Below are 26,874 nucleotides of genomic sequence, written 5' to 3' on the forward strand. Positions count from 1 at the left end.
CAAAATGAAGATGAAAACGCTACTGGTCGCCTTGTGCGCAATGTGCATTCCATTTGCGGCATTCGCGTACGATGGAAAGGAACTTAAGTTCGGAGTCGACAGCGCTTACCCGCCATTTGAGTCGAAAACCCCAAGTGGCGAGCTCGTTGGATTTGACATTGATCTGGGTAATGCAATTTGCGCGAAGGCAATCGGTTTCAGCCACAAGATATACGCCAACTTCGAAGCGCTGGTTGTAAGGGGCGGCTCGGCTCTGGTGGCAATGCCCGAATCGCTCAACGAAAAGCATATCGGAGTCTTGCAGGGAAGCACACAGGAAGCCTATGCACGGAAGCATTGGACGAATGGAGTTGACATTGTGCCCTACCCTTCGCAAGACCAGGTGTGGAATGACCTCGCGGGTGGGCGGCTCGATGCGGCACTGGTTTCGGGGCCGACGGCTGAGTCGGGATTCCTGAATACTGCGCGGGGTCGTGATTTCGGTTTCGCGCGAGGTCCGGCCGTGCACGACGCCGCCATCTTCAGTCCCGGCGTTAGCATCGGTGTGAGAAAGGGTGACAGAGCCCTGCTCGAAGCAATCAACGGTGCGATCGACAGTCTCCGCAAGGACGGGACGTATGACCGAATTGCAAAGAAGTACTTCACGTTCGACGTTTACGGCGGTTAATCGACGTCAACTGCCCAGCAAAACAGACCGCGTGCCCGACCCAGGGTTGCGCATAAAAAAGCATCGAGACGCACAATATAAGGTTTGGAGACCTCAATGAAAATCAAACTTCTTGCAGCTTTCGTGATGTCAGCCGCCGCAGCTCCCGCAATGGCCCAAAGTACGGTGACGCTCTACGGTCTGATCGATGAAGGAATCAACTATACGAATAACGTCGGTGGCGACAAGCTGTTCGAGCTCCAGAGCGGTACGGTCCAAGGGAGTCGTTGGGGCTTGAAGGGAGCGGAGGATCTCGGCGGCGGTCTTAAGGCAGTTTTCCAGTTGGAGAGCGGCTTTAATGTCAATAATGGCAAGCTCGGTCAGGGTGGCCTGATGTTTGGGCGACAGGCGTGGGTCGGCGTCGCATCCAACCAATACGGGACGGTTACTCTCGGTCGACAGTACGACTCCGTCGTCAACTATCTGGCTCAAACGACGGCGAATGGCACATGGGGCGGGGGCATGTTCTCCCATCCGTACGACAACGACAACACGGACAACACCTTCCGTGTCAACAATACTGTCAAGTACACAAGTTCCGAGATTGCTGGCTTTAAATTTGGCGGCACGTACAGCTTTAGCAACGACACTAACTTCGCCAACAATCGCGCGTACAGCATGGGCGTCCAATACGTCATAGGCGGCTTGCTGCTGGAAGCCGCCTATCTGCAGGCGAACAACCAGTCGTCCACCGCCGGTGGTGCAATCGGGAACAATCCCGCTGCGGATGAAAATTTTCTGGGGAACAAGTTGCGCATCTTCGGCGCGGGGGCAACCTACACGTTTGGTTCGGCCAACGTGGGCATCTCGTATTCGAATACCTTCGTCGCCAATCCGGTGTCTTCGGGATACGTCGGCAAGATTACGCCAGCCTCGGGCACGCTTTCCAACCTGCGTTATCAGAATTTCGAAATCAACGGCAAGTACCAGTTCACGCCAGCCTTCTTCGTCGGGGCGATGTATACGTACACCCTGAGCGGTTTCAACGCCACCACTGGAAAGCTAAAGCCGAATTACGAAACTGCGGGGCTGATGGCTGATTACTCACTGTCAAAGCGCACGGACGTCTATGTACAGAGTGCGTATCAGCACGTCGGTGGTGACCGTACTGGCAGCGCCCTCGACTTCGCCTTTGTGCCGGTGGCCGATGACGTATCGTCGAATCGCAATCAGGTGGTTGCGCGCGTCGGCCTGCGTCATAAATTCTAAACCGGCCAGATATCGCTCGATTGACGTTCGTCCACGTTCCGAGCGAACCTGTTGGGCGGCGCCTTGCGCCAGCCCAGTTCCTACAGAAGCGGAGAGCGTCCTCATAAACGCACCCACGTGCCGGCCCTCCGCAGTGATCTCCTGCGAGTGATGTTTGCGCTTGCACATGTAGGCGCGCGTTCGTCGCATCAGCGCGTGGCTGCGTCGGCCCTTTCTTCGGCGCCCAACTGCCATAGGGTGATGGAACGGCTCAACCATATCCCGCCCCGCCTGATGATGCTGAAGCAAACTACTACCGGCAATTCAACAATACTGTTGCAGCCGGTATCGACTTAAACCAAGCGGCTTCCAGGAGTCCGAAGGCGATTCGATTTACCCGATGGATCCGTTCACTTCTTAGTAGCCGAAGCTAACGGCAATCGGAAAGTCGCGCTATCTACGAATCGCAAAAGCTCCGCCTTCGACATGTGGTCTACACCGAGGCGCTTCAGATTACGGCCAGTTTGAAAATAGTTAACGCCGTTGATGGAGGAAGCGATTTCAATCACGGCTTTGATTGCCCGACACTCTATGCCCACTCTGGCGCCGAGTTCGTACCAAGGGACCAAAATATATGGAATATCCTCACATATATATCTATGTTGCATACGATCAGGCGTTTTGACCTTCGTGGAGTTATGAGTTTTGGATTGGAAAGCGAAATCGGAGAAGTTGGAACAATCTCCGCCGTAAAAGCCGATCATTTCCTCGAGGACTGTCGGCAGTCGAAAACCGAAAGCCTCTCCGATTTTCAATCGCTCATTGTCCAACGCCTCTACGACCCTCCCGACCGAGGGTGAGATCCCATCACGATAGAAGAAAAAATCTCCTTTTGTGCTTTCTATCCATCCCGTATTTAAAATACCCCCGACAGGATGAATGACACCATTATTCGACTGCATTCCAATTGCGAAAATGTTATCCCACCACAAGAGCCTTTCCGGAAAGATCGCGGTGATTTGCGATAACTGTTTCTCATCCATGGCGTTCGAAAAAGCAGCAATCGGCAAACAATTCTTAATTCCAGTGATCCGGACTTCGCCGTCCCTGACCGACGACGCATAGGGCGAGGAATTTGTCTCTAGAACTGCCTGCGGGTTTAGCTCTTTTGAACCCATTGGGGAAAAAAAATTGGCATTATTGACTATGATGACATGTCGACTCAAATCGAAATTTTTTAGATCACCAATGAGATTGTCATGCGCGTATGCTGGAACAGCAATCACGAGAAAACGCGAGAAGTTTACGGCCTCATCCATATCAGTAGTTACAGTCGGATAAAACTCACCCGTGATAGCCATGCTAGCCAACAAGCGACCGTTCGCTCGGATCGCATCAATATTACGACGATGATCTGGATTCCCGTAAAGGAGAACCTCGAATCCACGACTAGCCAAATCGGCCGCGAAAGCGCATCCACAATTTCCGGCGCCGATGATTGAAACTGGAAACCTTAATGACATGTCCTCTCCGCATAAACAAACAGAAGTTTTCTGTGACGCCACCCAATATTGCGACGTCATGCAAGGCTGAACGTCGATCAGTAGTTGTGCGTTAGCGCGACGACGGCACGCAACGAACGTGCCACCGCGGAACGAGGCCACCTCTTTAAACGGCTCATATACCGGTTAATGTGGTGAGGAGAACAAGATGCGATTCCTCGTCCAGTGCAGATCATGTCGCGAACGTTACAAATCCAGCATCTTGAGTTGGGTCTGTCCGAATCTCGACGTGTTTGTAAGGCAATGCGTATTAACCTCCGCTGAACAATCATCTGTGCGGAAAGGTTATAAGGCCAAAACGGTGTTTTGGCACCCGGATCGCGTAGGTATGTTGGTGCGAGCTTCTTACAACACGGGTTCCGCTGACGGATACATCTCAATGATCTTCAATTTGGCGCCCTAGTGCCGTAGGCCCGCGAACACCTCCAATAGAGCCTCCCAATCTGTACGTAGGGGCGTTCATTCCATTTGTCGTCGCGTAGTAGCCGACGCTGCGCGACTGGGTCATCCGTCGTGAAGTGTGACAGACCCAATCGCGCGCCAGGACAGAACACGAAGGCACCGCTTGCGACAAACCGCGCGCCGTTTGTCGGGAATCCGACGTCGGCAATGTCAGCCGAGGCAATTTCGCGAAATGCGCCAAAAGTTCGTTCACCGGGGATTTCGAGCTTTCAGGCCGACATGGTGCGAAAGCTGCATGCAGACAGCTATCCGACCTGGGATATTTCGACAAACCGCGACGTCCCGTAACGCGGCTCAATTCCGTCCACGCTGAAATGGCCCCGACAGTTAGCCGGTATGCGCCGTGTGGGCTTCGTTACCACACGCGATCGAGCAGGCACTCCTTTTTCGCGGGACCTTCGCAACATGAAAAAACTTTTCGTGATGACGCGCACAACGAAATTCTGCCTTCTGCGGCATGTCGGTTGGAATTGTGTTACGTTAGGGAATGCTCATATAAGTCACGATTCTTTTGAGACATCGGAGCAGTCTAGCTACAAGTTGCCGACCGAAAATCGGCTTTTTCGCACACGATTTAGAAAGCTGCGCGGGATTGCGTTCATGTTCTACGCGATTCTGCTCTTCGCAATAAGCAATGCGGTTGCGAGGATCATTCCGGCAAGATATCCGGCGAACGAGATGATGTTCTTTCGGATGCTATCCGGATTAATTCCCGCCGCGTTCCTGTTCGGGACTCGTCACATTCAATGGAAGGAACTGACGATTTATCGCTTAGGCGGTCATTTCATCAGAGCCGCCACAGGGCTTGCCGCAGTAGGATTTTTCATTGCCGGCGTGCCATATCTGCCTTTATCAACTGCTGTAACGCTGAAGGAGACAGAAGCAATCTTTGTCTGCTTTTTCGGCATCGTGTTCTTGGGCGAGCGTTTTCGTCTACCTACGGCGATAGCGTCGATGTCCGGATTCGTGGGAGTCGCGGTGGCTTCCTCACCATTTAGCGCCAATGGTGCGTCGCTGCGCGCAATGATTCTAATTCTGCTGAGTGCTATGTTTAGCGCCGGTTCAGTCATCCAGGTCAAGAGACTCTCGCGAACTGACGAGCCAGCGACAATCGTCTTCTATTACACAATCATAGCGACGATTGTTAGCGGAGTGTCACTTCCCGTCGCTTGGGTAGCGCCAGATCTAAGGGATTTCGGGTACATGGTTCTTTTTGGGCTGACTGCAGGTGTAGCGCAACTTATGCTAACGATCGCAGTCGCGACTGTCGCCACCCCAATCGTCGCCTCATTTGGTTACCTCAGCATTGTATGGGCAATCATTTTCGACTATTTGATTTGGGGGGAGGTCATTTCTCTACAGGTAGCACTCGGGACGGTCATAATTATTGCAAGTGTGCTCTACCTGTCGTGTCGCGCCTAAATGATCTTTCGTGACAGAGCAATCTGCGCAGGACCACGACCAGATACTGATATGACTTTCGCAGTCGAGTACCGCAAAGGTGACGACGCGAGCGACAGGACGCGCCGCTCAAGCTCGTCTTCTTCCAGATGTTCGACCGACGCCCAGCCCAGTCCTGCCGCTGTGGCAAGCTGAAGATACTGCGTGATCGTCCCCAGACCGACGCTGAGGGCGCCCTGCACGCTGGCGGTGCGTGAGATCGCATGCCCACTTCAGGCGGAGTACTTCCTTGATTTTGCGCATGGTTGTGCGATGAGCCGGCATCGTCGGTCGCTCCAAAAACGGAGCTACCTTAAGCCAGCGGATTGGTCTATACGCTCGAGCGCAACGAGCAGACTTAGATCGAAACCCTTAAAACCCATTTCTCAACATATCCATGCTATAGATGCAAGGCATCAACGCAATCGATTTTACAAATCAATTTTTGTGTTGCACAGTGAAGCCTCTCGTTGCGGAAATCGGAATCGAAGTTGATTGATCGAATACTTCAAATTTATAAGTAGTACGACAATGTTTAGACGTGTCTTCATGATGATCATACTTTTAGATGTATCTCTCGACGCGCCGCCTAAGCTTACCGGAACCGTGCCCGTCGCAGCCTTTCGGTTGGGACTATCGACCGTGGATCGGCCTACTGGCTCGATAATTGAACGAAACGGTCCAGAGCTGTGAAGGTCCTCAATTGCGTATCCGCGGCGCGCGACGAGTGCCACAATCGCGCCGGATGTCGCGACGTCTACTTAACCTTTGACGACAGTACCAATTCCTTTTTCATACCGAATTTGCTCGATTTACTCGGGCCATATATACGTGCCCCGTATGGAATGTGGACCGAAGCAGTGCTCACTACGTCAGCGAGCGCTGGTCTGGCGCCCCTCCACTGGTCGGTAGACCCGCGAGACCGGTCTCGTCCCGGCATGGACGCGATTGTCAGCGCAGTGCTGGGCCTCTGTCGGGCCGGGTGCAATTGTGCTCTTGCACGGCGGATGCCCTCCCGATGAGTTGGGACGATGTAATCACGCTGGTCGGCGCGAGCAGACCCTCACGGCGCTTTCCCTCAAGATTCCTGCATTGCATGACCGGGGGTTTGCAATCCGATCGCTTCCTCAACCTCACCGGACGAACCAGATACCCTATGAACATGCTTGCCGCAACTAGCACTGTCGCTGTCTCGTTTTATGCGCTGCTCTCGACTGTCTATAAAAGTACCCAGACGCTTTATGCTCAGCCGACAAACGTGTCATCGCTGTCGGACGGTCTGATCGACTCCGACACTCTGCCGGGCGTGGATGTCATCGTTCCCTGCTTCAATGAGGACCCGCGCACGCTCTCGGCATGCCTGGAGTCCATCGCAAACCAGGACTACGCCGCAAAACTGCGCGTCTATGTGGTCGATGATGGTTCTGCGAATCTCGACGCCGTGAGGCCGGTATACGATGAGTACTCGCGCGACCCGAGATTCAACTTCATTACGCTTCCCAAAAATATGGGAAAGCGCAAGGCACAGATCGCCGCGATACGCTCTTCATCCGGGGAACTGGTACTCAACGTCGACTCGGACACGACGCTGGCGCCCGATGTCGTCAAGAAGCTCGTATTGACAATGCGAGACGCGACGATAGGCGCCGCCATGGGGCAGTTGACGGCCAGCAACCGCAGCGACACCTGGTTGACCCGTCTGATCGATATGGAGTACTGGTTGGCTTGCAATGAAGAACGCGCCGCACAGGCTCGCTTCGGCGCTGTTATGTGTTGCTGCGGTCCATGTGCCATGTACCGCCGGTCCGCGCTCCTTTTGCTGCTAGATCAGTACGAGACGCAATTTTTTCGCGGGAAGCCGAGCGACTTCGGCGAAGACCGTCATCTGACGATTCTCATGCTGACGGCAGGTTATCGGACCGTGTACGTTCACGACGCCATTGCGGCGACAGTCGTTCCAGACAGACTGGGGGCGTATCTGCGCCAACAACTGCGCTGGGCGCGCAGTACGTATCGGGACACGTTGCTTTCGCTGCGCCTGCTGCCCCGTCTCGATCGTTACCTTACGCTGGACGTGATCGGACACAATCTGGGCTCGCTATTTCTCGGCTTATCGCTACTAGCGGGTCTCGCGCAGCTCGCATTGACAGCGACAGTGCCGTGGTGGACTGCCCTGATAATCGCATCATCGACCATGATCCGCTGTAGCGTGGCATCGGTTCGCGCTCGCCAGGTTCGATTTCTTGGCTTTTCTCTTCACACACCCATTAACCTCTTTCTCTTGCTCCCCCTGAAAGTCTATGCGCTGTGTACATTGAGCAATAGCGATTGGCTGTCCCGTGGCTCTGCAGGGAACGTATCGAACGTTCGTGAAAAACAGGTCGATACTCCGAATCCGGTTACAAAGCCGAACGCCACTTCAGCGTCAAGATCTGCGACTCCACACCGTGGGCAGGATCACGCGTGCGAGTCTTCAACATTAGCGACGTCTCACGAAGCATTCGATGGCGATTAGTTAATCGTACATATAGATCTCGAGTATTGCGCCAACCCAGAACCGCCCACCATCGGCACTGGTCCGCTTGAGTGCGATCGTCTCACGCAAAGGCTCGATTGTCGTCTTCCCAACGCCAGTGCATTCACCGAAATCCTGGTACTTCATTGTCAGTAACTCTCGCGCTTGGCAGGCAAGGATCTTCTATCGACCAGGGCGTTTTCAATCGGGCCGCGGCAGCAGAACGGCTTCTTTTTCTTTAAGACGAGTGCGTAATTTCCTTCTTATCTCCATGTCCAAAGCAGCAATCAGCTTCACCGGCGTAAGGAAGTCATATGGCGACAAGATCGTAGTCGACGGATTGTCGTTCAGCGTCGCGCCTGGAGAGTGCTTCGGTCTGCTAGGGCCAAATGGCGCGGGCAAGAGCACGACGGTGCGTATGGTTCTCGGCATGGCGCCGCCCGACGCAGGCAAGATCATCGTGCTCGGGGAGCCAGTGCCGGCGCGCGCTCGCTCGGCACGTATGAGCATTGGCGTGGTGCCGCAATTCGACAACCTTGAGCCCGGGTTCACCGTGCGCGAGAACCTTCTGGTGTTTGGGCGCTACTTCGGCATGAGCACACGTGAAATTGAAGCGGTCGTGCCGTCGCTGCTCGAATTCGCTTGCCTCGAAAGCAAGGTCGATGCGCGCGTCACCGAACTATCCGGCGGCATGAAGCGGCGGCTGATGCTGGCACGCGCGCTGATCAACGATCCGCAGTTGTTGGTAATGGACGAGCCTACAACGGGTCTCGACCCGCATGCGCGCCACCTGATCTGGGAAAGCCTGCGTTCATTGTTGGCGCGCGGCAAGACGATCCTCTTGACCACCCATTTCATGGAAGAGGCCGAGCGGCTGTGCGACCGACTGTGTGTGCTGGAGGAGGGGCGAAAGATCGCCGAAGGCGGGCCTCGCGTGCTGATCGAAGAACAGATCGGGAGCCACGTGGTCGAGATCCACGGCGGCAATCCGCATGAGCTGCGCACGTTGATCGCGCCGCACGCGCAGCGTATCGAGGTCAGTGGTGGGACCCTCTTCTGCTATGTATCCGATCCGGAACGGGTGTGTGTACAGTTGCGCGGGCGCGCGGCGCTGCGCCTTTTACAGCGTCCAGCAAATCTCGAGGATGTCTTTTTGCAGTTAACCGGGCGCGGGATGAAGGAGTGAACGATGAGAGAGTTTTATGCAGCGGCCCTGCCCGCGAACGTGTGGAACTGGGTTGCAGTGTGGCGCCACAACTATCTGGCATGGAAAAAAGTCGCGTTTGCCTCGATTCTCGGTAACCTTGCCGATCCTATGATTTATCTGTTCGGCCTCGGCTTTGGTTTCGGGATAATGGTAGGTCGCGTCGATGGCGCATCTTATATCGCGTTTCTCGCGGCGGGTATGGTCGCCACGAGCGCGATGACCTCCGCGACCTTCGAAACGATTTACGCAGCTTTCTCTCGCATGCATGTTCAGCGCATGTGGGAAGCGATCCTGTGTACACGGCTCACGCTCGGCGATATCGTTCTCGGTGAACTGGCATGGGCCGCCACCAGGGCCTTTTTTGCCGGCATCGCCGTCATGGTGGTAGCCACCGTACTGGGTTATGCAGCGTGGTCATCCATTCTCTATGCATTGCCTGCCATCGCCCTGACTGGCCTCGCCTTCGCGAGTCTGGCGATGATCCTCACGGCGCTTGCACCCAGTCACGATTACTTCGTGTTCTATCAAACGCTCGTTCTCACGCCCATGGTGCTCCTGAGCGGCGTGATCTTCCCGATCAGTAAGCTACCTGCCGTTTTTTGCGACGTAGCGCGCTTCTTGCCGCTCGCACATTCCGTCGACCTTATCCGTCCCGCGATGCTCGGACGCCCGGTGGGCAGTGTTGCCCTGCATATTGGCGCTCTCTGCATTTGCACGGTGTTGCCGTTCTTTCTGTCGGTGGCGCTGTTACGTCGACGCCTCATGTCTTAATGCCAGCTATGGCCGGCGCATTACGCACGGTTTGCGTCTGCGCATCGCGCGCGTCGCCGTCGGGGTTCTCGACGTTGAGGAAAAGGCCGTAGCGTTGTGCGGAATCGGGCATTGCAGGCCCTCTCGTGGAAAGACCACGTCAAAGGCAAGTTTTGCGCCCACATCTCGCGGTACGTAAAGTCATGACGACGTCAGCCATGCCTCAGGCAGAAGCGCGACGCTGCGACCACGCCGCGCGGCTGGGCAGGCCGAGCCCGCAACACGCCCGCGATGAAGCTCGTCACGCTCGACGAACGCAAAGCGGACCACGGCGTGCGGTGACGCGCGCACAATCGCCGCAGCGCGACCAGCGAATCCGGGTCGATCAGATCCAATGGGCACAGCACCCGGTAGGCGCCCGACAGCAAAGCCTCGAAGCCTTCGGCACGGCTATCGTCGTCGATGGTTCCGGTGTGATGAACGAACTCGCCTCCGGCCGCCTCCACCAGCGCACGCAGCACGGCGTTGATGCTTGGCCGCCCGCCCACATAAACCCATCGACGCCCGCTCAATGCGCGCGTCAATGCGCGGTCTTCGAGCAGCGCCTGCTCAACCGCGAACAACTCGTGCTGCAGGCTCGCGACATGTGCCCGCGCGCGCTCCAGCGACAGGCTCGCACTGCTGTCGGGAAGGCATGTGCCGCGGTTCTGATTCATGACGGGCTGCGCTTCGGATCGCACCGTTACGGCAACGGCAGGCGGCATGGGTCTCATGGAGAGCGCCTCGTGACATGGCCCGCAAGCCGTTCGCCCGCTGCCGGAGTGAAAAACCAGCTACGCACCGTGTCGTACGTGTAGCGCGTCCGGCCGGCATGACGCGCGTGCGGCGCCAGCCGATGCTCGGACAGCGGCTTCGCCCAGCCCCAGAAGTCGGCCACCCGCGACGCGACACAATCGAAGCGGTGGCCGACGCGTGCTGCCTACTCCGCTCCAAAGCAAAGCGCATGGTCCGAACAGACGCCACAACTCGGCGCCTTGCAGATGAACAGGCCCTCGCGCTCGCACAGTTGCTTGTAGAAGAACTTCTTCCACTTCATGTCATGCGTATTCTTCGCGGCCAGCCGCGGAAACCAGTGGCTGATCAATGCGGACAACTCGCGCCGCGACGGCAGAAGCAGGTCTTGCCAAAGGTGGTTTTGCCCGAGGCTCGCGCAGGCCAATGCATGGGCCACGCAGTTCGCCTCGTCTGCCGGGCCGGCGCGCGGATCGGCATGGTGATTGAGCAACGCCACGAGGTCTTCCAGTTCGTCGCCACGCGGCATCGTGGCGGGCGACAAGACGCACGTAAGACCGAGCGCCGAGCCGGCACCCGGGAACCAGCGCGCGAGCATCCGGCGCGTCTGGTCGGCGTCCAGTCCGGGCATCGGCAGCACATCGACGCCGTGGTGCTCGAACCCGCTCGACAGCACGCCGGCCAGTGCCAGCACGGTGGGATCGCCCGCATCCACCGCACACGCCATCAGGGTCGCATAGGCGTCCATCGCGGCATCGCTCAGAGAACGGCCGCCGCGTGCGTGTAGCACTTTTTCGGGCAGATCTTCGCGCACGCGGTGCAGCCGACGCACAGTTCCCGATGCACGATAATCATCACCTTCTTCTCGTACTCGTCGTCGTCTTCGTCTTCGTCGTCGCCGCCTAGTGCGACGTGCGCGCCGTCCTCGTTAAGCCCGACGAGTTGCAGCACGCCACGCGGACAGACACGGAAACAACGTCCGCAACCAATGCATTTTTCTTCGTCGAGCCTGTTGACGAACGTCGGCGTCCAGGTGGCGCCGCTTGGCAGCGTAACGCTGAAGGTATCGCTCATGATGTGGCTCCATGGCTTCGCTGGTTCAGGCCGCTGCCGCAGCGGCAGCCTTGCGGGCTGCCATCAGCGCGGCGTGGGCGTCATGGCAGCGCTGGGCGACAGCGAGAATGTTCTCCCAGTTGGTCGGGAGTTCCTCTGAGAGGTCGTGGAGGTCCAACTTCGCCCGGGTCGCTTGCGCGTTGAGTTTCTTCAGGTGCGCCTTGAGTTCATCGGCATCGGTGCTCATCGTCTCGGTCCCCTCACGATTCCTTCAGGCGCCGTACTGTGCGACGGCGGGGTACATCCGGATCACCTCGACCGCTTCGTCGAAAAGCTTTTCGCCCGCCTCGGCGAGCTTCTCCAGCGAAGCGAAGCCGAACCGGTGTACGTCGCGCAACTGCTTGTTGACGACAACGAGCCGCCCCGCGATCAACACCATGCGGCCGAAGCCCTCTTGGCTCATCTTCATCATCGGCGAAACCATTTGGCCGGTCTCACGCTCGATCGCCACGGCAATCGCGCTATAGAAAAGCTCGAGCCGCCACAGCGTTTCGGGGGCGGGGTCGCCCATGATCGGAATCGCGCGGCGTTCCTCCGGCGTGTGGATGTACGGCTTGAGCAGTTGCAGGTCGGTCTTTCCTTCCCACACGCCGTGGGTGTCCTGCGCGCGCAACTGCCTGACGAGCTCCTGCACGAACGGCGCGACCAGCAGCATTTCGTCGCCGGCCTTGGACGGAATTGCGGATGTTTCAGCCATGGGATACCTCATCGTCTTCAAAGTCGTATACACGTTCGCCATCCTTCGCCAGCGTCTTGCGCAGCCACGGTGGCGGCGTGCCCTTCAGCACCTGTTGCAACTTGCCGAGAGTCTCCTCGATGGACTCGGGCCGCGGCACCTTGATCGGATGAATCTTCAGCGCAACCACTCGAGCCGCGGCCGAGCCGCCGATTGCGGCGACGTACAGGATCGCGCAATCCTTGACGGCTTCGAGCTTGGGCGCGAGCTTGTCCTCGTCGCCGTCCTCTTCGAGCTTGTCACCAAAGTCGAACGCCTCGACGAACCGGTAGCCGTCCGGTGTGACGTCGTAGGTGACGATGCTCCTCGCCCAGCCAAAATGCGCATCGACGAACTGCCTGTCCTGGGTGGCGAACGCGATCTTCATGCTGTGTGCTCCTTTAGGTGGGTCAAGCACCGGCCGCGACGACAGGAGTGTTCGCTTCGCGCGCCGGATCGCGCGCGGCCAGATCGATAGCGGCCTGCGGCAGCGGCCAGTCGCCCGGATCGTGATGCGGAATCTGCTCGATCATCAGGTTGGCGATCTCAAAGATCAGGTTCATCGTGCCGCGGTAGCCGACGTAGCGTCGATGTGCGTTTCCAACCCGGTCGAAGACCGGAAAACCGATCCGGAAGAGCGGCTTTTGCAGGTGCTCGGCCATCTGCCTGCCGTGCGAATGGGTGATCAGCAGGTCGCAGCCCGCCGCGGCGCGCTCCATGTCTTCGAGATCGCCGATCACGACCTGTTCAGCGGGCAGCAACGCGTGCGCGCGCGATCGCGTCGTGCTGATGCAGCAGCGCAACTGCGCGCCCATCTCGTGCAGCATGCTGCCGACCGCGAACAGCAGATCGGGCTCTGCGCCGATCGCGACCTTGATGCCTCCGGTGTAGAAATGGCCGTCCAGCATCGCATCGAGCAATTGGCTGCGCTGACGCCGGTATTTCGCGGGAACGGGTCGTCCGGAGCGCTGCGCGAGCAATTGCAGCAGACGATCGTTGGGTTCCAGTCCGGTGAGCCGCCCGAACACTTCGAACGGTGTGCCGGCGATAGCATGCAATGCCTCGGCGCCGTCGCGCGTCTGCTCGCCCACGCCGATGGTAAATGCCGATGCACCCGCGGCCCGGATCTCCGCGAGCGTGGTACCACCCAGTGTGGTGCCGCGCCAGTCCGGCGCGATATGGCCGTCGAGCGAGCCGGAAATGTCGGGCAGCACAATGACATCGAAGCCGAACGCTTCGATGATCTCGCGCAGTTCGTCGATGTCGCCAGGCGACAGATGGCTGCCGGGCAGCAGCGTCACCTGATTGGCCACCGTTGGCAACGCCTTGACCAGCGCGTTGACGATGCCGGTAATCGCATGCCGGTAGCCGTCTTCGAATGCGCCGACATAGTCGGGGGTCGACACATAGACGATCTCAGTGTCGTTGAGTTCGGGCTTGCGCTTGCGCACGGTAACGAGATAGCCGTCCACGTCGTCGCCCTCGGTCTCGGTGAGACCTGTTGAACAGATCGCGATGATCTTCGGCGCAGCGCGCTTGCGGATGTTGAGCAGCGCGGCCTCGATGTTCTCGTAGCCGCCGAGCACCGCGGTGACTTCGTCCATGGCTGTCGTCTGCAGCGGGATCGCCTCCCTGAAGTGGCGCACCAGCAGCACGAGGCCGAACGACGTGCAGCCCTGCGAGCCGTGCATCACGGGCATGCAGGCATCGAGCCCAAGGAACGCGAGGCTCGCGCCCAGCGGCTGGCTCATCTTGAGCGGATTGACCGCACAGGCTTTCATAGATTCGACGACATCGGCCATGGCATGTTCTCGAGTTCGGGGGCGTCAGGTCGGCATACTGGGTTCGAGGCTCATCGCCCCCACCCCGCGGCGCTCGACAGCGGGCGGGCGGCTTGCGCCTGGACCACACCGAGCGCTCCCCCGTCGTCGCCCCACGGAGCAGGGATCCGCACCTGTTGCCACACCGGGTTGTAGATCGCGCGGTCGATCTCATGCACCAGCTCGACGATCCCCTCGTAGCCGCCATAAGGGTGGTGGCGTTCCTGATTGATGTCGAGCCACGGTATGCGGGCCTTCAATGCGACGAACTGTGAGCGGCCACCCGACAGCATGATGTCGGCCCGCGCGTCCCTGAGCATCGCGTACATCTCGCGCGGCGTCATGCCGTCGATCATGTGGGCGTCGTCGCCCATGATCTCCCTGATCTTGTCCTTGTCTTCCTTAGTGCTCTTCTTGACGCTGGTGCCGACGATTTCGAGCCCTGCTTCCTGCAGCGCGGAAACCACCGACCAAGACTTCACGCCACCTGTGATGAGCAACACCCGCTTGCCGGTAAGGCGCGCTTTGTAGTGCGCGATGCGCTCCCACGCGCGCGCTTCCTCGACGGCGATCAGGCGCTCGGTCCGCTCGAGCAGATCGTCCGGCGCGCCCTGCTGCACGAGCAGGCGGGCGATATGGCGCAGCGTGTCGCTCATGTCGCCGATCCCATAGAACGAGCCCTCGAAGTAAGGGATGCCGTAGCGCCGCTGCATCTTTGTCGCGATGTTGATCATCGACTTCGAGCAGACCATCATGTTGGCCTTGGCGCGATGCGAACTTGCGATCTCGTTGTAGCGCCCGTCGCCGGAGATGCACGAGAGGATACGGATGCCTAGCGCGTCGAGCAGCGGCTTGGTCTGCCAGAGTTCGCCCGACAGGTTGTATTCGCCAATGACGTTGATGTCGTACGGCGTCGTGTACTCGGGCTCGCGCGTGCCGATCACATAGTTGAGGATCGCCTCGCCGCCAAGCTTGTTGCCCAGATTCTTCGGCCCGGCGAAACCGGGGGAAATGACCGGAATTACCGGCTTGCCAAATTGTTCGGTGGCGCGCTTGCAGACTGCCTCGATGTCGTCGCCGATCAGCGCAGTGACGCAGGTCTGGTAGACGAACACTGCGGGCGGATCGTATTTCTCGATGATTTCGCGCACGCTTCTGAACAGGCGCTTCTCGCCGCCGTACACCACGTCGAGTTCGTTGATATCGGTGGTGAAGCCGGTGCGATAGAGTTGCGGACCGGACGAAGCGGCGTGCCGGTTGTCCCACGAGTTACCTTCACAGGCAATCGGCCCGTGCACGAGGTGTGCGACGTCCACCACCGGCTGCAGAGCGATCTTCGCGCCGTCGAACGCGCACCCGCCTGCGGCCGAACCCGGCGAAAGCTGCTTCGTGCAGCCCCTTTTGCGTTCCTTCTCGCTCTTGCCTTGATTCTTGTCGCAACCCGGCTCGTCGAAAACTTCGGCGATTTGGGCATTGAGCGAAGCAGACATGACGTGCTCCTGATGGATGGACGTTTCTCTAGTGGCAAGTCCCATACCACCGGGAAACGCCTTGAAAACGTGCCAATTGGCGCTGAGGCAGTCGCTCGCGCGCATCGCCATGGCGGGTTTGAACGGTTTGCGACAGACGGCTCGCGACACAGAAAACGACAACACACGTTCACTGCCTGCCTTGCCGTTCCGTATGGAGCAGGACCCGCGCGATCGCATTCGCGCGCGTCTCCAGCAACGCATCCGGCCTCGCCCACACCGGCCAGGCAAACCTGGCCGTTGATGACCTCGACGTTAAGGCCGTCCTGCGTCATCTTGACCAGCCGCGCCCGATGCATCTGCTGTGTCTGCCATGGCCGCGCTCTCCTCGTCAGCGAATGATGTCGTAGCTGTAGTCGGTCTTCGCCACGTCGATCGTGTTGGCGTCGAGCGCTTCGAAGAACTCGTCCAGCAGCGTGACCAGCACCCGCAACGCACCTTCATAGCCCCAGGTCGGGAAGCGATGGTAATGGTGGCGATCGAAGATCGGGAACACCATGCGTATCAGCGGCGTTTTGGTATCGCGCTCGAGATATTTGCCGTAGGTGTTGCCGATCAGGAAATCCACCGGCTCGGTAAACAGCAGTGAGCGCATGTGCCACAGATCGCGTTTCGGATACACCTTGCAGCCGGCGCCGTAGGGCGACGCGTCGAACAGCGCCTGCACCTTCGCAGCCCAGGTTTCGTTGCCGTTGGTCGCCAGCACGTGAGCCGGCTCGGCGCCGAGTTCCAGCAGGAACTGCGTGTAGCCCAGCATCTGGTCCGGGTCGCCGTAGAGCGCAAAGCGCTTGCCGTGCAGGTGAGCCTGGCTGTCGGCCATCGCATCGACGAGCTGGCCTCGCTCCTTCTCCAGTTGCGCCGGAATCGGCTTGCCGGTCACGCGCGAGATTTCCATCAGGAACTGATCGGTGCCCGCGACGCCAACCGGCGAGTTCAGCACCACCACTTCCTGGCCATGCTCGCCAATGAACTTGCTGGTCTTCTCGCAGCAGTATTCCTGGAACACGAAGGTCGCCTTCGCGTTCAACGCGCGCTCGACTTCCTCCTTGGTCGTGCCGCCTTCGTACATCCGGAACTCGCCGTCGGTCGGCGTATTCCACGTTTCGGATGGGTCGCAGATGATGTTCACCGTCACGCCGAACAGATCGAAGATGCGGCGAATTTCCTTCATGTTGCCGACCACGCAGCCGTCGAAGCCGCCGATGAAGTTGACGCTGTCGTCGGGCACGCGCTCAAGCGGCGTCGCTGTGCCGGCCTTGCCGTCCCAGAAGTGCCTGAGGATGCCGAGGAGCGCGTTGTCGTAGCCGGTCACGTGGCTGCCGACGAAGGCCGGCGTGTGCGCGAACGGCACGTCATAGTCTTCCGGCACGCTGCCCTTCTGCTTGCTGCTCTTGATGAGCGCGTCGAGGTCATCGCCGATCACTTCCGCCATGCAGGTCGTGGAGACCGCGATCATGTCGGGCTTGTACAGGTTGTACGCATTTGCGAGGCCGTCGATCATGTTGTTCATGCCGCCGAACACCGCCGCGTCCTCGGTCATCGACGAGCTGACGCACGAGGTCGGCTCCTTGAAGTGACGCGAGAAGTGCGAGCGGTAAAACGCTACACAGCCCTGCGAGCCATGCACAAAACTGAGCGTCTTGTGAAAGCCGTTGGCCACGTACACTGCGCCGAGCGGCTGGCAGGCCTTGGCCGGGTTGATGGTGAGCGAGTCGCGTGCAAAGTTCTTTTGCCGGTAGTCTTCGCTCTTGGTCCACTCGACGATCTGCTTGACCTGCTCGTCTGAATGGTTGAACTCGAAATTTTCCTTTTTCGCGCGAAAAATTTTCTGGTACTCGGGCTCACGGAACAGGAGTTCCTGGTCGAGAATCTGGTCTGCGGATTGGGGCACGGGATGCTCCTGATATTCAATTCAAAGGCCTGCCGGCCGGTGATCAGTCCGGTGATCGGTGCGGTGGCCGGCGCTTAGGGGTTTTTCTTCCAGGGCGCCTTGGCGAGCCCCCATACCGGGCTGGAAATGGCCATGTCCATGTCGCGCGCGAAAATGGCGTAGCCGTCGTAGCCGTGATATGGACCGGAATAGTCCCAGCTGTGCATCTGGCGAAACGGCACGCCCATCTTCTGGAACACGTACTTTTCCTTGATGCCGGAGCCGACCAGATCGGGCTGGACCTGTTCGACGAACCTCTCAAACTCGTAGCCGGTCACGTCGTCGTAAATCAGCGTGCCGTCCTTCACGTAGTGCGTGGTGCGCTGATAGTCGTCGTTGTGGCCGAATTCGTAGCCGGTGCCGACCACGTTCATGCCGAGGTCTTCGTAGGCGCCGATTACGTGGCGCGGACGCAGGCCGCCAACGAACAGCATCACGGTCTTATCCTGCAGGCGCGCTCTGAACTTCGCGTTCACCGCATCGACCAGGGGACGATACTTGGCGATCACCCTCTCCGCGTTGGCTTTGATGGTGTCGTCGAAGTGGCTGGCGATCTCGCGCAGGCTCTTCTCGATCATCGACGGGCCGAAGAAGTTGTATTCCGCCCACGGAATGCAGTACTTCTCCTCCATGTGCCGGCTGATATAGTTCATCGAGCGGTAGCAATGCAGCAAATTGAGCTTGGCCTTGGGCGTATTCTCGAGCTCGGCGATCGAGCCGTCGCCCGACCATTGCGCGATCACGCGCAGGCCGATCTCTTCGAGCAGAATCCGGCTCGACCAGGCATCGCCGCCGATGTTGTAATCGCCGATGATCGCAACATCATAAGGCGTCGAAACAAATTCGGGCCGCTTGTCCGGATCGGCCTTGTCGAATATCCAGTCTCGAATCGCATCGTTAGCCAGATGGTGGCCCAGCGACTGGCTGACGCCGCGAAAACCTTCGCAGCGCACCGGCAAAATGGTGTGCCCTTCATACTGCGCACTCTTCTTCTTCGAGACGGCCTCGATGTCGTCGCCGATCAGGCCGATCGGGCATTCACTCTGGATCGAGATGCCCTTGTTCAGCGGAAACAGTTCCTGAATCTCGTCGATGATCTTGTCGAGCTTCTTGTCGCCGCCGAAGACGATGTCCTTTTCCTGGAAGTCCGACGTGAACTGCATCGTCACGAAGGTGTCGATACCGGTAGTGCCGATGTAGTAGTTGCGACGCGCGGCCCACGAGTACTGGCCGCAACCGACCGGACCATGACTGATGTGGATCATGTCCTTGATGGGCCCCCAGACCACGCCCTTCGAGCCGGCGTACGCGCAACCGCGAATCGTCATCACGCCCGGCAATGACTTGATGTTTGATTTCACGCCACAGTCGGGCTTGCCGTCCTCGAAGGTGCCCAAATGCTTGGCGCGCCGTTTGGCCATCTTCTCCGGATAGGCCTTCAGCACTTCATCGATCAGGGCCTTGTTCGCGGCCTTGCGCTCTTCAACAGTGACGCTCATGGGGGAATGCTCCATAGGGTGAGTATCAAGCCTGGCAGCGGGTAGCCGGCATGGCCCGGTCCATCGCGTGAAGAAGAACACCGGGCCGAGCGCAGCGGCGCTCGTTTAGGCGGTCAGTTCCGCTGCAGGCTTGCCGACTTGCGATTCGTCGATGGACGTCATGATTCCGTGCTCCATTAACAGGTCTTCCAGTTGATCCATCGTGATCGGCGTCGGGATCGTGCCGTTGCCCGCGTTGTTGTGCACCTTGGTGGCGAGCTGGCGATACTCTTCCGCCTGTTTGGATTCGGGCGCGAACTCGATCACCGTCATGCGGCGCAACTCGGCGTGCTGCACGATGTTATCGCGCGGCACGAAGTGGATCAGCTTCGAACCGAGCATCTTCGCCAGCGCTTCGGCGAGTTCGAGTTCCTTGTCGGTCTGACGCTCGTTGCACACGAGCCCGCCGATCCGCACACCGCCGCTGTTCGCGTACTTCAGAATGCCCTTTGAAATGTTGTTGGCCGCATACATGGCCATCATTTCGCCGGACATCACAATGTAGATTTCCTGCGCCTTGTTCTCACGAATCGGCATTGCGAAACCGCCGCACACCACGTCGCCGAGCACGTCATACGACACGTAGTCCACGCCGTCATAGGCGCCGTTTTCTTCGAGGAAGTTGATCGACGTGATGACGCCACGGCCCGCGCAGCCGACGCCCGGTTCCGGACCGCCGGACTCCACGCAACGGATGTTGCGGTAACCGATCTTCATCACGTCCTCGAGTTCGAGGTCCTCCACCGAGCCGGCTTCGGCCGCTAGCGACAGGATAGTGTCCTGCGCCTTTGCATGCAGGATCAGGCGGGTAGAGTCCGCCTTGGGATCGCAGCCGACGATCAGGATTTTCTGCCCGAGTTCAGTCAGGGCTGCCAGGGTGTTCTGCGAGGTGGTCGACTTGCCGATACCGCCTTTACCGTAGAAAGCGATTTGCCGAAGTTTAGACATTGCATTTCTCCATTCAGGAAGAAGGGTTGAAACCAGGGTTGCGTAACCGCGACCATGTCAGCCTGTCGTGCCTGTATGGGTCTTCTTATATCGAGTCACGCATCGGCCGGACCTGTGTCCGCGCTGGACTCCAAACGCAGCTTCTGTGCCACGTCACCAGCGGTACTGCGTCGCGTCCGCCCCGCCGCGCTGCGGCGGTTGGTTCGGGACTTTTGCGGACTCCTCTTCTGTCTTGTCGATTTCGCGACAAACCACGCGAACTTCGTCGCCAATGAAACCATTCGGGCGCGTTTGTCGTGCGATTTCTGTCGTATTGGCCTGCGTGCAGCCGGACAATCGCCGGGTTGCGGCCTGGTTCGGTTATTGCATTGATCGCGCCATGGACACACCAGCCACCCAAGCTTCGCGACCCGTGCCGCGCGAGACGCACTTCGACCGTCTAGGCGGCGAGACCGCCGTCATCCGCCTGGTCGATGCGTTCTATCGGCACATGGATACGCGGGCCGACGCGCAGCGCATTCGCGCGATGCATCACCCGGACCTGTCTTCGACGAAGGCCGTGCTGGTGCTGTATCTGTGCGAATGGCTCGGCGCCGACAAGCGGTACTCGGCACAGCGCGGCCAACCACGGTTGCGCACGCGTCATGCCGCATTCGCGATCGGCACCGCCGAACGGGATGCGTGGCTAGCTTGCATGCGCGCCGCGTTCGACGAGACGGGTGTCGATCCGGTGCTACGCGATGAACTGATGCAGGCCTTTTTCAAAATCGCCGACCGGATGCGCAATACGCAGACGTGAATCCCTCTTCAACGCTGTTTAACCCAAGGATCTGTGATGACCGAAACGCTCGCGCACAAGGAGATCGACGACACCGCGTTCGCCCGTCTCGAACATGAAGGCCGTCTGCTCAACCCGGTTCTCAAGGGGCTGACGAACAGGCTCGGCCGGGTCGGCTTCCGCGGCGAACTTGCGCTGCGGTTTGCCCCGAAGCTCGCCGACGAAGCGCGGCCGCCGGAGCTGACCTGCGATCAGGTGATGGCATGCGCGACGATCGGCCATAAGCACTTGCCGTTCTTCGCCGGGTATCTGTTGAGCTTCGAGCATCTGAAGGACGTGGCCGAGGTGCTCAGCGACACGCTCTCGGCGGACGGCAAGTACTTTCTGTTTTGCGACAACATCGACCTGAGCAAGCGATATCAGGTGCCGTACAAGGGCGCGATGTTCTATGTGCTGCCGATTCTCGAGTCCACCGTCTACAACGAGATGCTCGAACTGCTGTACCTCGAAAAGAACGAATTGAAGAAAAGGGACTCCGGCGGCAAGCTGGATGCGGTAGCGGACGCGGCCATCAAGTTCGACGTGACCTTCGAGACGATCACCTACAGCGAAGGACTTGAATTGATGGGGCCAGTGCGCAACCCCAACGAGAACCGGCCTGTCTGAGGCGCGGGTCCCGACTGCTGCGCCAACCGATGTTCCCTTGCCCCCGAACGCAACCATGATCATGCACACTGACACTGCTTTCGTCGTCCGCGAACGCCTGGCCTCGCGCGTTGTCCGGAACGCCGATGCACAACTCGATACGATCGTGCCCGCCGCACTTTCCACTTGGCTGGCGTACCACGGCTTCCCTGCTCCCCATTCGCGCTGCGTGAACGGCGAAACGCCGTTGATGCGCGCCGCGCAGCATGGCGAGGACGCGGTCGTCGAAGCGTTGCTCGCACTCGGCGCACGCGTCGACGCGCTCGATGACGACGGCAACCATGCGCTCTGGTTCGCGTGCCTGCACGGCGGCCCCGCGACCATCCTGCGGCTGATCGACGCCGGCGCGCCGATCGACCATGTGAACGACGACGACATCACATGCCCGATGCAAGCAGCCGCGAGCGGTCGCCTCGACGTCCTGCAGATGCTGCTTGCGCATGGGGCGAACGCAGAACTGTGCGCACCGGATGGCCGCTGCGCGCTCGACATGGCAGCCGACCTCGGGCTGCAACTGCTGCTTGCTTTCGGATGACAGGCTTTGTTAGCGAGTCTTACAGTAACCGTCAAACGGTGTCGGCATCGGCATCAGATGGGCGCGCTCCTGCTCGAACACGTCGGCGACGCTCAGGTCACGATAGTCCGGATGCTTCACCTGATCCCACAACGACCGGCACCGGGTCGCCAGCCATGCATTCAGATCAGCGAAACTGCCGAAGCGTTGCGCACGCGCCTCAATCCAGATGCGCAGACGGCTGTCCTGCACGTTCTTCTCGACGACGCCTTTCTCCCAGCCACTGGCGACGTTGCAGAAGTCCGGATCGAACAGGTAGTGCGAGCACATCACTGCGAAACGCGGATTTACTGTGCGACCCTTGCTTTTGTGAACCTTGTCTACGGCCGTTTTCATATTGTCGTAGATGCCCCGGCGGGCCATCCCGCCGAAGGCCGCGAACGAGCGCGTATGGGCATCGAACAGCATCTCGTGCCCCTGGCTCGGATAGGCAACCAGCCAGAACGCCCGCGACGCACATAGCTTCATGTGCGACACCTGCAGCTTGCGGTAAATGCCGCCGACAACCAGTCCTTCCTCGGACCAGTCAAACTGGAATGCCTCGCCCAGCTCGAATCGCAACGGCACAAACGCCGACTTCGAAACCGCCTTGCCTTCGCCTTGCCGCCAGCCCCGGATGAAATCGGTCACCCGCGAGTAACAGCCGTCGTAGCCGCCCGCCTTGATCTCCTGAAACAGCATCCGGGCGGTGCGCCGCTCCTTCTTCGACCGCCGCGCGTCGACACTGAGCACCTGCACCAGCACCTCATGAAACGGCGTCAACCGGGTCGGCTGGGAGCGCCGCTGATACTTCGGCTCGTCCTGAACATCCATGTTCAGATATTTACTAATCGTGTTGCGCGACAGGCTTGTGAGACGTGCTATCTCGCGTACCGACTTGTTCTGGCGGTGGAACATCCGCCGCACCTTGCCAATCATCGTCATCGGGATCATCCCCAAACACCCTGCCAGAAAAACTAGCAAGATAGGTTGATTGCCCGGCTCAATTTTCAGTCGGCGCGATCCCTACATGTGGCCGAATTTTCGGTCGGCGTAAACACGGTATGTTCACCCCGAGCCCCGGTGGCACGTCTTGAGATGCGTTCAGTATGGCACGCTGGTTGCCACTCATCGGTGGCTTCCGCCACCGATTGAGCAGCGCGAAAGCTTCGAACTATCAGGAAGCGTCGGCCTGTAGAACGCCGAGCATTGCGATACAAGTGGTTAAACGAAGCTCAACGACGGAGGGAGACGGGTCCTGATTGAGATCGTTAATAATCACGGTGAAGTCTGCGGCAGTGTCATCGATCGCGGTCTTCAGATTTGTCAGGTCGCTAAGGCTGGAGGCCTCGGCGGTGGCCAATGTCTTGCACGCCGTGACCAAACCCTGCAGCACGCCGATCTGACTCGATAGCGAGTTGATGCGATTCTGAATCGCGGCAGCATCGCTTTTCCATTTGAGATAAAGACCAAGCGCAGCCGCAAGGCCCGGTAGACCGAATGGCCCCAGTGCAAGGAGATAGTAGTAACGCTTTTGTGCGGCAGCCAATTGGCCCCGTGCCGCGCCTTCCTGTGCCTGCAAAGTCGTCATCTGACTCTGGATAGAGCCTTCGACGTGGGCTAGCTGCGTAAACGACGACGACATGAGAGCCGCGGCAGCGTTCGATTGGGTCAGTAGTGATGTCGCGCTTTGTTGGTACGTACTGATGGTGGCAGCGACGTCCGAGACAGTTTTGGCTATCGAGCCCGGACTTGCACCTTTTTTAAGGTCAGCGAGCGCACCATTCAGCGCGGTGATTGCCGAACCGGTATAGCCGAGCAGGGCCGTCTGAAAAGGAGCGGCGTCCTTCAGAATACCGATAAGAGAATTGCAGACGGAGTTCTGAATTGGCACCGCGTCGCCGGGCAATTCTTGGATGGACCGCAATTTGGAGACACTACTGTTCAGGGCGGCCAAAGTCTGTGAAAAAGGACCCATGTTGTCTCTTTCCTTCGTTGTGGTATGACGGGGCCGCCTCCGTTGGAATCAATCCCGACGGAGGCCGCACGGGCTAGCGGATCGCGTTACGCCACTCCTGCTGAGGCGGGCAGATTGGCGACCTTCGCGATGAGATCGCTTACGGTCTGATGCGCGGCGGCCGATTGCACGGTTACGCCAGCCATTTGGCCCTTGACCGTCTGGATGTCCGCCAGGAGCGTCCCGATTTCGCCGTTTGCCGCGTTTATGAACAGGGTGCGGATCTCGTCCGCACTCGAAATCCCCTTGTTCAAATCGGCGATGATGTCGCCCAGATCAGATGTGATGCTTTCCCACGCGTTTGCCATCGCCGATGCTGCAGTAATGGCACCATTGACCTGCGTAGAAAGTGATGTGTAGCCGCCACTAATCGCCGTAGCGAGCTTTACCTCTTCCTTCAGGTCCGCTTGTTCGGTGAGCAGCGACGCCTTCGCCTTATTCGCTGCGACGAGCCCGGCTGCCGCGCCGGCTTCACCGAGGACTCCCGCCAAGACAATGCCAACGCCGCCGACGACTGCACCGGTAGACGCGCCAGCGGTGACAAACTCAGCGATCGCCCCTACGCAGATGACAAATACGCCGCCTACGACAGTCAGCCCGCTCAGAACGATTCCGGCGATTGCGCCGTCGATTTCCGCCTGAGCTTTGCTGAGTTCCCCTATGATGATGGCGAGAATCCCGTCTGCTCCGCCAACCGCACTATTCATATTGGTAACGGTGGTTGTGAAGTCCGCTGAGTCCGTCGTTAGATTCGCGCCAAGCGTCTGGAGGTTGGTGACAATCTGGTTCGCGGCGCCTTGGTATTTCACCGACTCCTGCTGCACCGCCGTGAGGGCGGCTGTCCACTCAGCAACAGTCGAGCCTGCCGGCAGCGTCGCCGGTAGTGCTTTGTTGAGCTGGTAGTAGTTGTCGATGTTTGCCATGTTTTCGATCAGGCTGGGCTGCAGCGTGTCCAGATAATAGATCGCATGGCCTTTCGCGGTGGTGAGCCCGTCGTTGATTTGTGTCTGGTATTGCGACAGACCGTCGATGCCAGAAAAATCCACCTGGGGCTGTTCGAGAACGCTATTTACATAGGTTTGAACGGTCAGGGCAGCACACATTTGCTGAGTGTTTGCCTCGCCAATTGCTGTCGCATTTCCGCTGATATCCGGCATTTTTACCCTCGTTATTGAATTCAAATTGCATTGAACGCGACCTGAAGTGGCCGCACGTAACGAACGCCGAGCGAAAGCACGGAACCCCGAGTTGCGGGATTAGATGAAGGCCCCCGAGCGAACCGCAGTGTTCGTATTAATCGTCTTCCCGGCTTATGGTAGTGCTGGCCTGCAGGCTTTTTTATGCGTTACGGCTTGCACTGATTCCCTGCAAAGCCAGAAGGCTAATAGGGCGAATTTTGCCGTACGGTGTGACATTTTTTTTACGACCGATTCAATTACTAAGAGGGACGTGCGTCGCGCGACCAGCGAAGTCGGTCCACTGATCAGCCGAAAAATCGTATAGTTTGCAGCCTCGTGCGGTGTCGAAGTACCAACGCCACGAAAACCGCTGCACGACGATCCGTTCCGGAAGCATCGCTTCGAGGGTTCGCTGGGCACCGACGAGCCCGTATAGAGGCAGACTCATGTCGACGTGATGCGCGGTGTGCTCCATGATGTGATGAAACAGCGCGCCAACACGCCAGCGAAAGGTCAAGTGCACCGTCGTGGATACGAACGGATCTGAACGCCCCCATTTCGCGCGATCGTCGTACCAGCGGATTTGCGGATGCGTGTGGTGCGCGTACACGACGAAACCCACCATCGCGCACCAGAACAGGAACGGCACCGCGAACCCGCATGCGATTGACGGGACCACCCCCCGCTGCGTCGCGCGAGCGATCCACGCGAGCGCGCCGATCCAAAGCAGTGCGAACACCGATATCAGCGTGCAGTCACGGAAGAACATGGGGCGCCGCGTCGGCATTGCGGCCCGCGACGGGAAAAGCATCTTCGTCCACCAAATTTCGATCATGTAGTAGAGACCGGGCGCCCAGCCGCTGCGATAGATACGTTCCAGTGCGCGCCGTGGCCCACTCAAGGCGCGATATTCCTGGATCGTCAGCGGTGCCCACACGAAATCGACGCCTTTCAGGTTCGTGTAGCCGTGATGCACCACGTTGTGACCCACTTGCCACAGGCTGTACGGCGTGAGCGACGGCAGGAAGGCGATCCGGCCCAGCCAGCGGTTGAGCGTGCGGTGCCGGGTCAGGCTCTCATGACATGCGTCGTGACCGATGACGAAGAGCCGTCCGATGACAAAGCCCGCCATGCATCCGAATACGGTCTTCAGCACGAACCCGTGCGCGAACACGCTCGCGGCGAGCGCACACAATAGCAAAACGTAGTCGAACACGAGCAGCAGAAGCGCGTAGGCGGTGCGGCGTTCGGCGAACGGTGTCAGCCACGAGCGGATGACCTTGCGATGGGGCAATGGCTCATTGGCGGGAACGGGGTGATTCGGACTGTTCATGAAGAAGACCGGTAGAGCGGTGCAGGACAACACTACGCACGCGGCCGACGGCTGCATGCCGTGTCCGCGATGATGTGACCAGACCGTTTCGCGCT

25 protein-coding genes and 2 pseudogenes are annotated in these 26,874 nt (G+C 58.9%); 9 read left to right on the top strand and 18 right to left on the bottom strand.

All coding sequences use genetic code 11. From position 1 onward, the window contains the following. Positions 1–4 precede the first annotated feature (4 nt). Positions 5–667: a transporter substrate-binding domain-containing protein gene (locus tag OKW39_RS25910; protein ID WP_429332320.1), complete on the top strand. Its 663-nt coding sequence runs from the start codon at positions 5–7 to the stop codon at positions 665–667. A 96-nt stretch (positions 668–763) separates the two neighbouring features. Further along, positions 764–1,915 carry a porin gene (locus OKW39_RS25915; protein WP_429563994.1) on the top strand — a complete coding sequence of 384 codons (1,152 nt, stop codon included), beginning with the start codon at positions 764–766 and terminating at the stop codon, positions 1,913–1,915. Positions 1,916–2,304: 389 nt separating this feature from the next. On the opposite strand, the gene OKW39_RS25920 is transcribed toward OKW39_RS25915, so the two are convergent. Beyond that, positions 2,305–3,417 (bottom strand): NAD/NADP octopine/nopaline dehydrogenase family protein, encoded by a 1,113-nt coding sequence (locus OKW39_RS25920; RefSeq protein WP_429332322.1) that lies wholly within the window; start codon positions 3,415–3,417, stop codon positions 2,305–2,307. 906 nt (positions 3,418–4,323) lie between these two features. Between OKW39_RS25920 and OKW39_RS25925 the strand changes: the two genes are divergently transcribed. After that, on the top strand, positions 4,324–5,340 hold the full coding sequence (locus OKW39_RS25925) for a DMT family transporter (RefSeq protein WP_429563995.1): 1,017 nt from the start codon (positions 4,324–4,326) through the stop codon (positions 5,338–5,340). 98 nt (positions 5,341–5,438) lie between these two features. Here the strand turns inward: OKW39_RS25925 and OKW39_RS25930 are convergent. Continuing rightward, positions 5,439–5,643 (bottom strand): annotated as a pseudogene (locus OKW39_RS25930) (IS21 family transposase); the annotation flags it as partial. A gap of 871 nt (positions 5,644–6,514) precedes the next feature. Between OKW39_RS25930 and nodC the strand changes: the two are divergent. The 3 genes from nodC (at position 6,515) to OKW39_RS25945 (ending at position 9,851) form a co-directional block, all read left to right on the top strand. Next, entirely contained in the window at positions 6,515–7,873 is a 1,359-nt protein-coding gene (gene nodC / locus OKW39_RS25935) for a chitooligosaccharide synthase NodC (protein ID WP_429332323.1), read from the top strand. Between the two features lie 247 nt (positions 7,874–8,120). Next, entirely contained in the window at positions 8,121–9,059 is a 939-nt protein-coding gene (gene nodI / locus OKW39_RS25940; protein WP_429564267.1) for a nodulation factor ABC transporter ATP-binding protein NodI, read from the top strand. Between the two features lie 3 nt (positions 9,060–9,062). Further along, entirely contained in the window at positions 9,063–9,851 is a 789-nt protein-coding gene (locus OKW39_RS25945; RefSeq protein WP_090811273.1) for an ABC transporter permease, read from the top strand. Here OKW39_RS25945 and OKW39_RS25950 read toward each other — a convergent pair. From OKW39_RS25950 to nifH, 12 genes are all read right to left on the bottom strand, one after another. Beyond that, a complete protein-coding gene (locus tag OKW39_RS25950) occupies positions 9,841–9,963 on the bottom strand; it encodes a hypothetical protein (protein WP_429332324.1) in 123 nt (40 codons plus the stop codon). The genes OKW39_RS25945 and OKW39_RS25950 overlap by 11 nt on opposite strands. Before the next feature lie 79 nt (positions 9,964–10,042). Continuing rightward, entirely contained in the window at positions 10,043–10,546 is a 504-nt protein-coding gene (locus OKW39_RS25955) for a hypothetical protein (protein ID WP_429563996.1), read from the bottom strand. A gap of 263 nt (positions 10,547–10,809) precedes the next feature. After that, positions 10,810–11,370, bottom strand: coding sequence for a nitrogen fixation protein NifQ (locus OKW39_RS25960; RefSeq protein WP_429332326.1), 561 nt, complete (start codon positions 11,368–11,370; stop codon positions 10,810–10,812). An 11-nt stretch (positions 11,371–11,381) separates the two neighbouring features. Then, complete coding sequence (gene fdxB, locus OKW39_RS25965; protein WP_429563997.1) at positions 11,382–11,696, bottom strand: ferredoxin III, nif-specific; 315 nt, start codon at positions 11,694–11,696, stop codon at positions 11,382–11,384. A gap of 25 nt (positions 11,697–11,721) precedes the next feature. Beyond that, a complete protein-coding gene (locus tag OKW39_RS25970) occupies positions 11,722–11,922 on the bottom strand; it encodes a CCE_0567 family metalloprotein (RefSeq protein ID WP_105512102.1) in 201 nt (66 codons plus the stop codon). A 24-nt stretch (positions 11,923–11,946) separates the two neighbouring features. Continuing rightward, positions 11,947–12,432: a NifX-associated nitrogen fixation protein gene (locus tag OKW39_RS25975; protein ID WP_429332327.1), complete on the bottom strand. Its 486-nt coding sequence runs from the start codon at positions 12,430–12,432 to the stop codon at positions 11,947–11,949. Next, entirely contained in the window at positions 12,425–12,838 is a 414-nt protein-coding gene (gene nifX, locus OKW39_RS25980) for a nitrogen fixation protein NifX (RefSeq protein ID WP_429563998.1), read from the bottom strand. The genes OKW39_RS25975 and nifX overlap by 8 nt, the downstream gene beginning before the upstream one ends. 22 nt (positions 12,839–12,860) lie before the next feature. Then, the gene (nifN, locus tag OKW39_RS25985) at positions 12,861–14,252 is read right to left on the bottom strand and encodes a nitrogenase iron-molybdenum cofactor biosynthesis protein NifN (RefSeq protein WP_429563999.1); all 1,392 of its coding nucleotides are present in this window, start codon (positions 14,250–14,252) and stop codon (positions 12,861–12,863) included. 50 nt (positions 14,253–14,302) lie between these two features. Then, positions 14,303–15,760: a nitrogenase iron-molybdenum cofactor biosynthesis protein NifE gene (gene nifE / locus OKW39_RS25990; protein WP_429564000.1), complete on the bottom strand. Its 1,458-nt coding sequence runs from the start codon at positions 15,758–15,760 to the stop codon at positions 14,303–14,305. Between the two features lie 370 nt (positions 15,761–16,130). Continuing rightward, positions 16,131–17,690, bottom strand: a complete 1,560-nt coding sequence (nifK, locus tag OKW39_RS25995) for a nitrogenase molybdenum-iron protein subunit beta (protein ID WP_429564001.1) — start codon at positions 17,688–17,690, stop codon at positions 16,131–16,133. Between the two features lie 74 nt (positions 17,691–17,764). Beyond that, on the bottom strand, positions 17,765–19,228 hold the full coding sequence (nifD, locus tag OKW39_RS26000) for a nitrogenase molybdenum-iron protein alpha chain (RefSeq protein ID WP_184010370.1): 1,464 nt from the start codon (positions 19,226–19,228) through the stop codon (positions 17,765–17,767). 105 nt (positions 19,229–19,333) lie between these two features. Next, positions 19,334–20,215, bottom strand: a complete 882-nt coding sequence (gene nifH / locus OKW39_RS26005; protein ID WP_018423167.1) for a nitrogenase iron protein — start codon at positions 20,213–20,215, stop codon at positions 19,334–19,336. Positions 20,216–20,594: 379 nt separating this feature from the next. Between nifH and OKW39_RS26010 the strand changes: the two genes are divergently transcribed. The 3 genes from OKW39_RS26010 to OKW39_RS26020 all read left to right on the top strand — a co-directional run bounded on the left by OKW39_RS26010 (position 20,595) and on the right by OKW39_RS26020 (position 22,233). Continuing rightward, positions 20,595–21,014 (top strand): group II truncated hemoglobin, encoded by a 420-nt coding sequence (locus OKW39_RS26010; RefSeq protein WP_026226291.1) that lies wholly within the window; start codon positions 20,595–20,597, stop codon positions 21,012–21,014. Positions 21,015–21,050: 36 nt separating this feature from the next. Further along, positions 21,051–21,659 carry a hypothetical protein gene (locus OKW39_RS26015; RefSeq protein ID WP_429332331.1) on the top strand — a complete coding sequence of 203 codons (609 nt, stop codon included), beginning with the start codon at positions 21,051–21,053 and terminating at the stop codon, positions 21,657–21,659. A 61-nt stretch (positions 21,660–21,720) separates the two neighbouring features. Beyond that, positions 21,721–22,233, top strand: coding sequence for an ankyrin repeat domain-containing protein (locus OKW39_RS26020; RefSeq protein WP_429332828.1), 513 nt, complete (start codon positions 21,721–21,723; stop codon positions 22,231–22,233). 24 nt (positions 22,234–22,257) lie between these two features. Here the strand turns inward: OKW39_RS26020 and istA are convergent. The 4 genes and pseudogenes from istA to OKW39_RS26040 all read right to left on the bottom strand — a co-directional run. Further along, positions 22,258–23,196, bottom strand: a pseudogene (gene istA, locus OKW39_RS26025) (IS21 family transposase); the annotation flags it as partial. Positions 23,197–23,428: 232 nt separating this feature from the next. Further along, the gene (locus OKW39_RS26030; protein WP_133667168.1) at positions 23,429–24,229 is read right to left on the bottom strand and encodes a hypothetical protein; all 801 of its coding nucleotides are present in this window, start codon (positions 24,227–24,229) and stop codon (positions 23,429–23,431) included. A gap of 86 nt (positions 24,230–24,315) precedes the next feature. Beyond that, complete coding sequence (locus OKW39_RS26035) at positions 24,316–25,425, bottom strand: HBL/NHE enterotoxin family protein (RefSeq protein ID WP_429564002.1); 1,110 nt, start codon at positions 25,423–25,425, stop codon at positions 24,316–24,318. 274 nt (positions 25,426–25,699) lie between these two features. Continuing rightward, entirely contained in the window at positions 25,700–26,779 is a 1,080-nt protein-coding gene (locus tag OKW39_RS26040; RefSeq protein ID WP_262420066.1) for a fatty acid desaturase, read from the bottom strand. Positions 26,780–26,874: the final 95 nt, after the last annotated feature.

It is taken from the genome of Paraburkholderia sp. MM6662-R1, assembly GCF_050436245.1.
Taxonomy (GTDB): Bacteria; Pseudomonadota; Gammaproteobacteria; order Burkholderiales; family Burkholderiaceae; genus Paraburkholderia; species Paraburkholderia tuberum.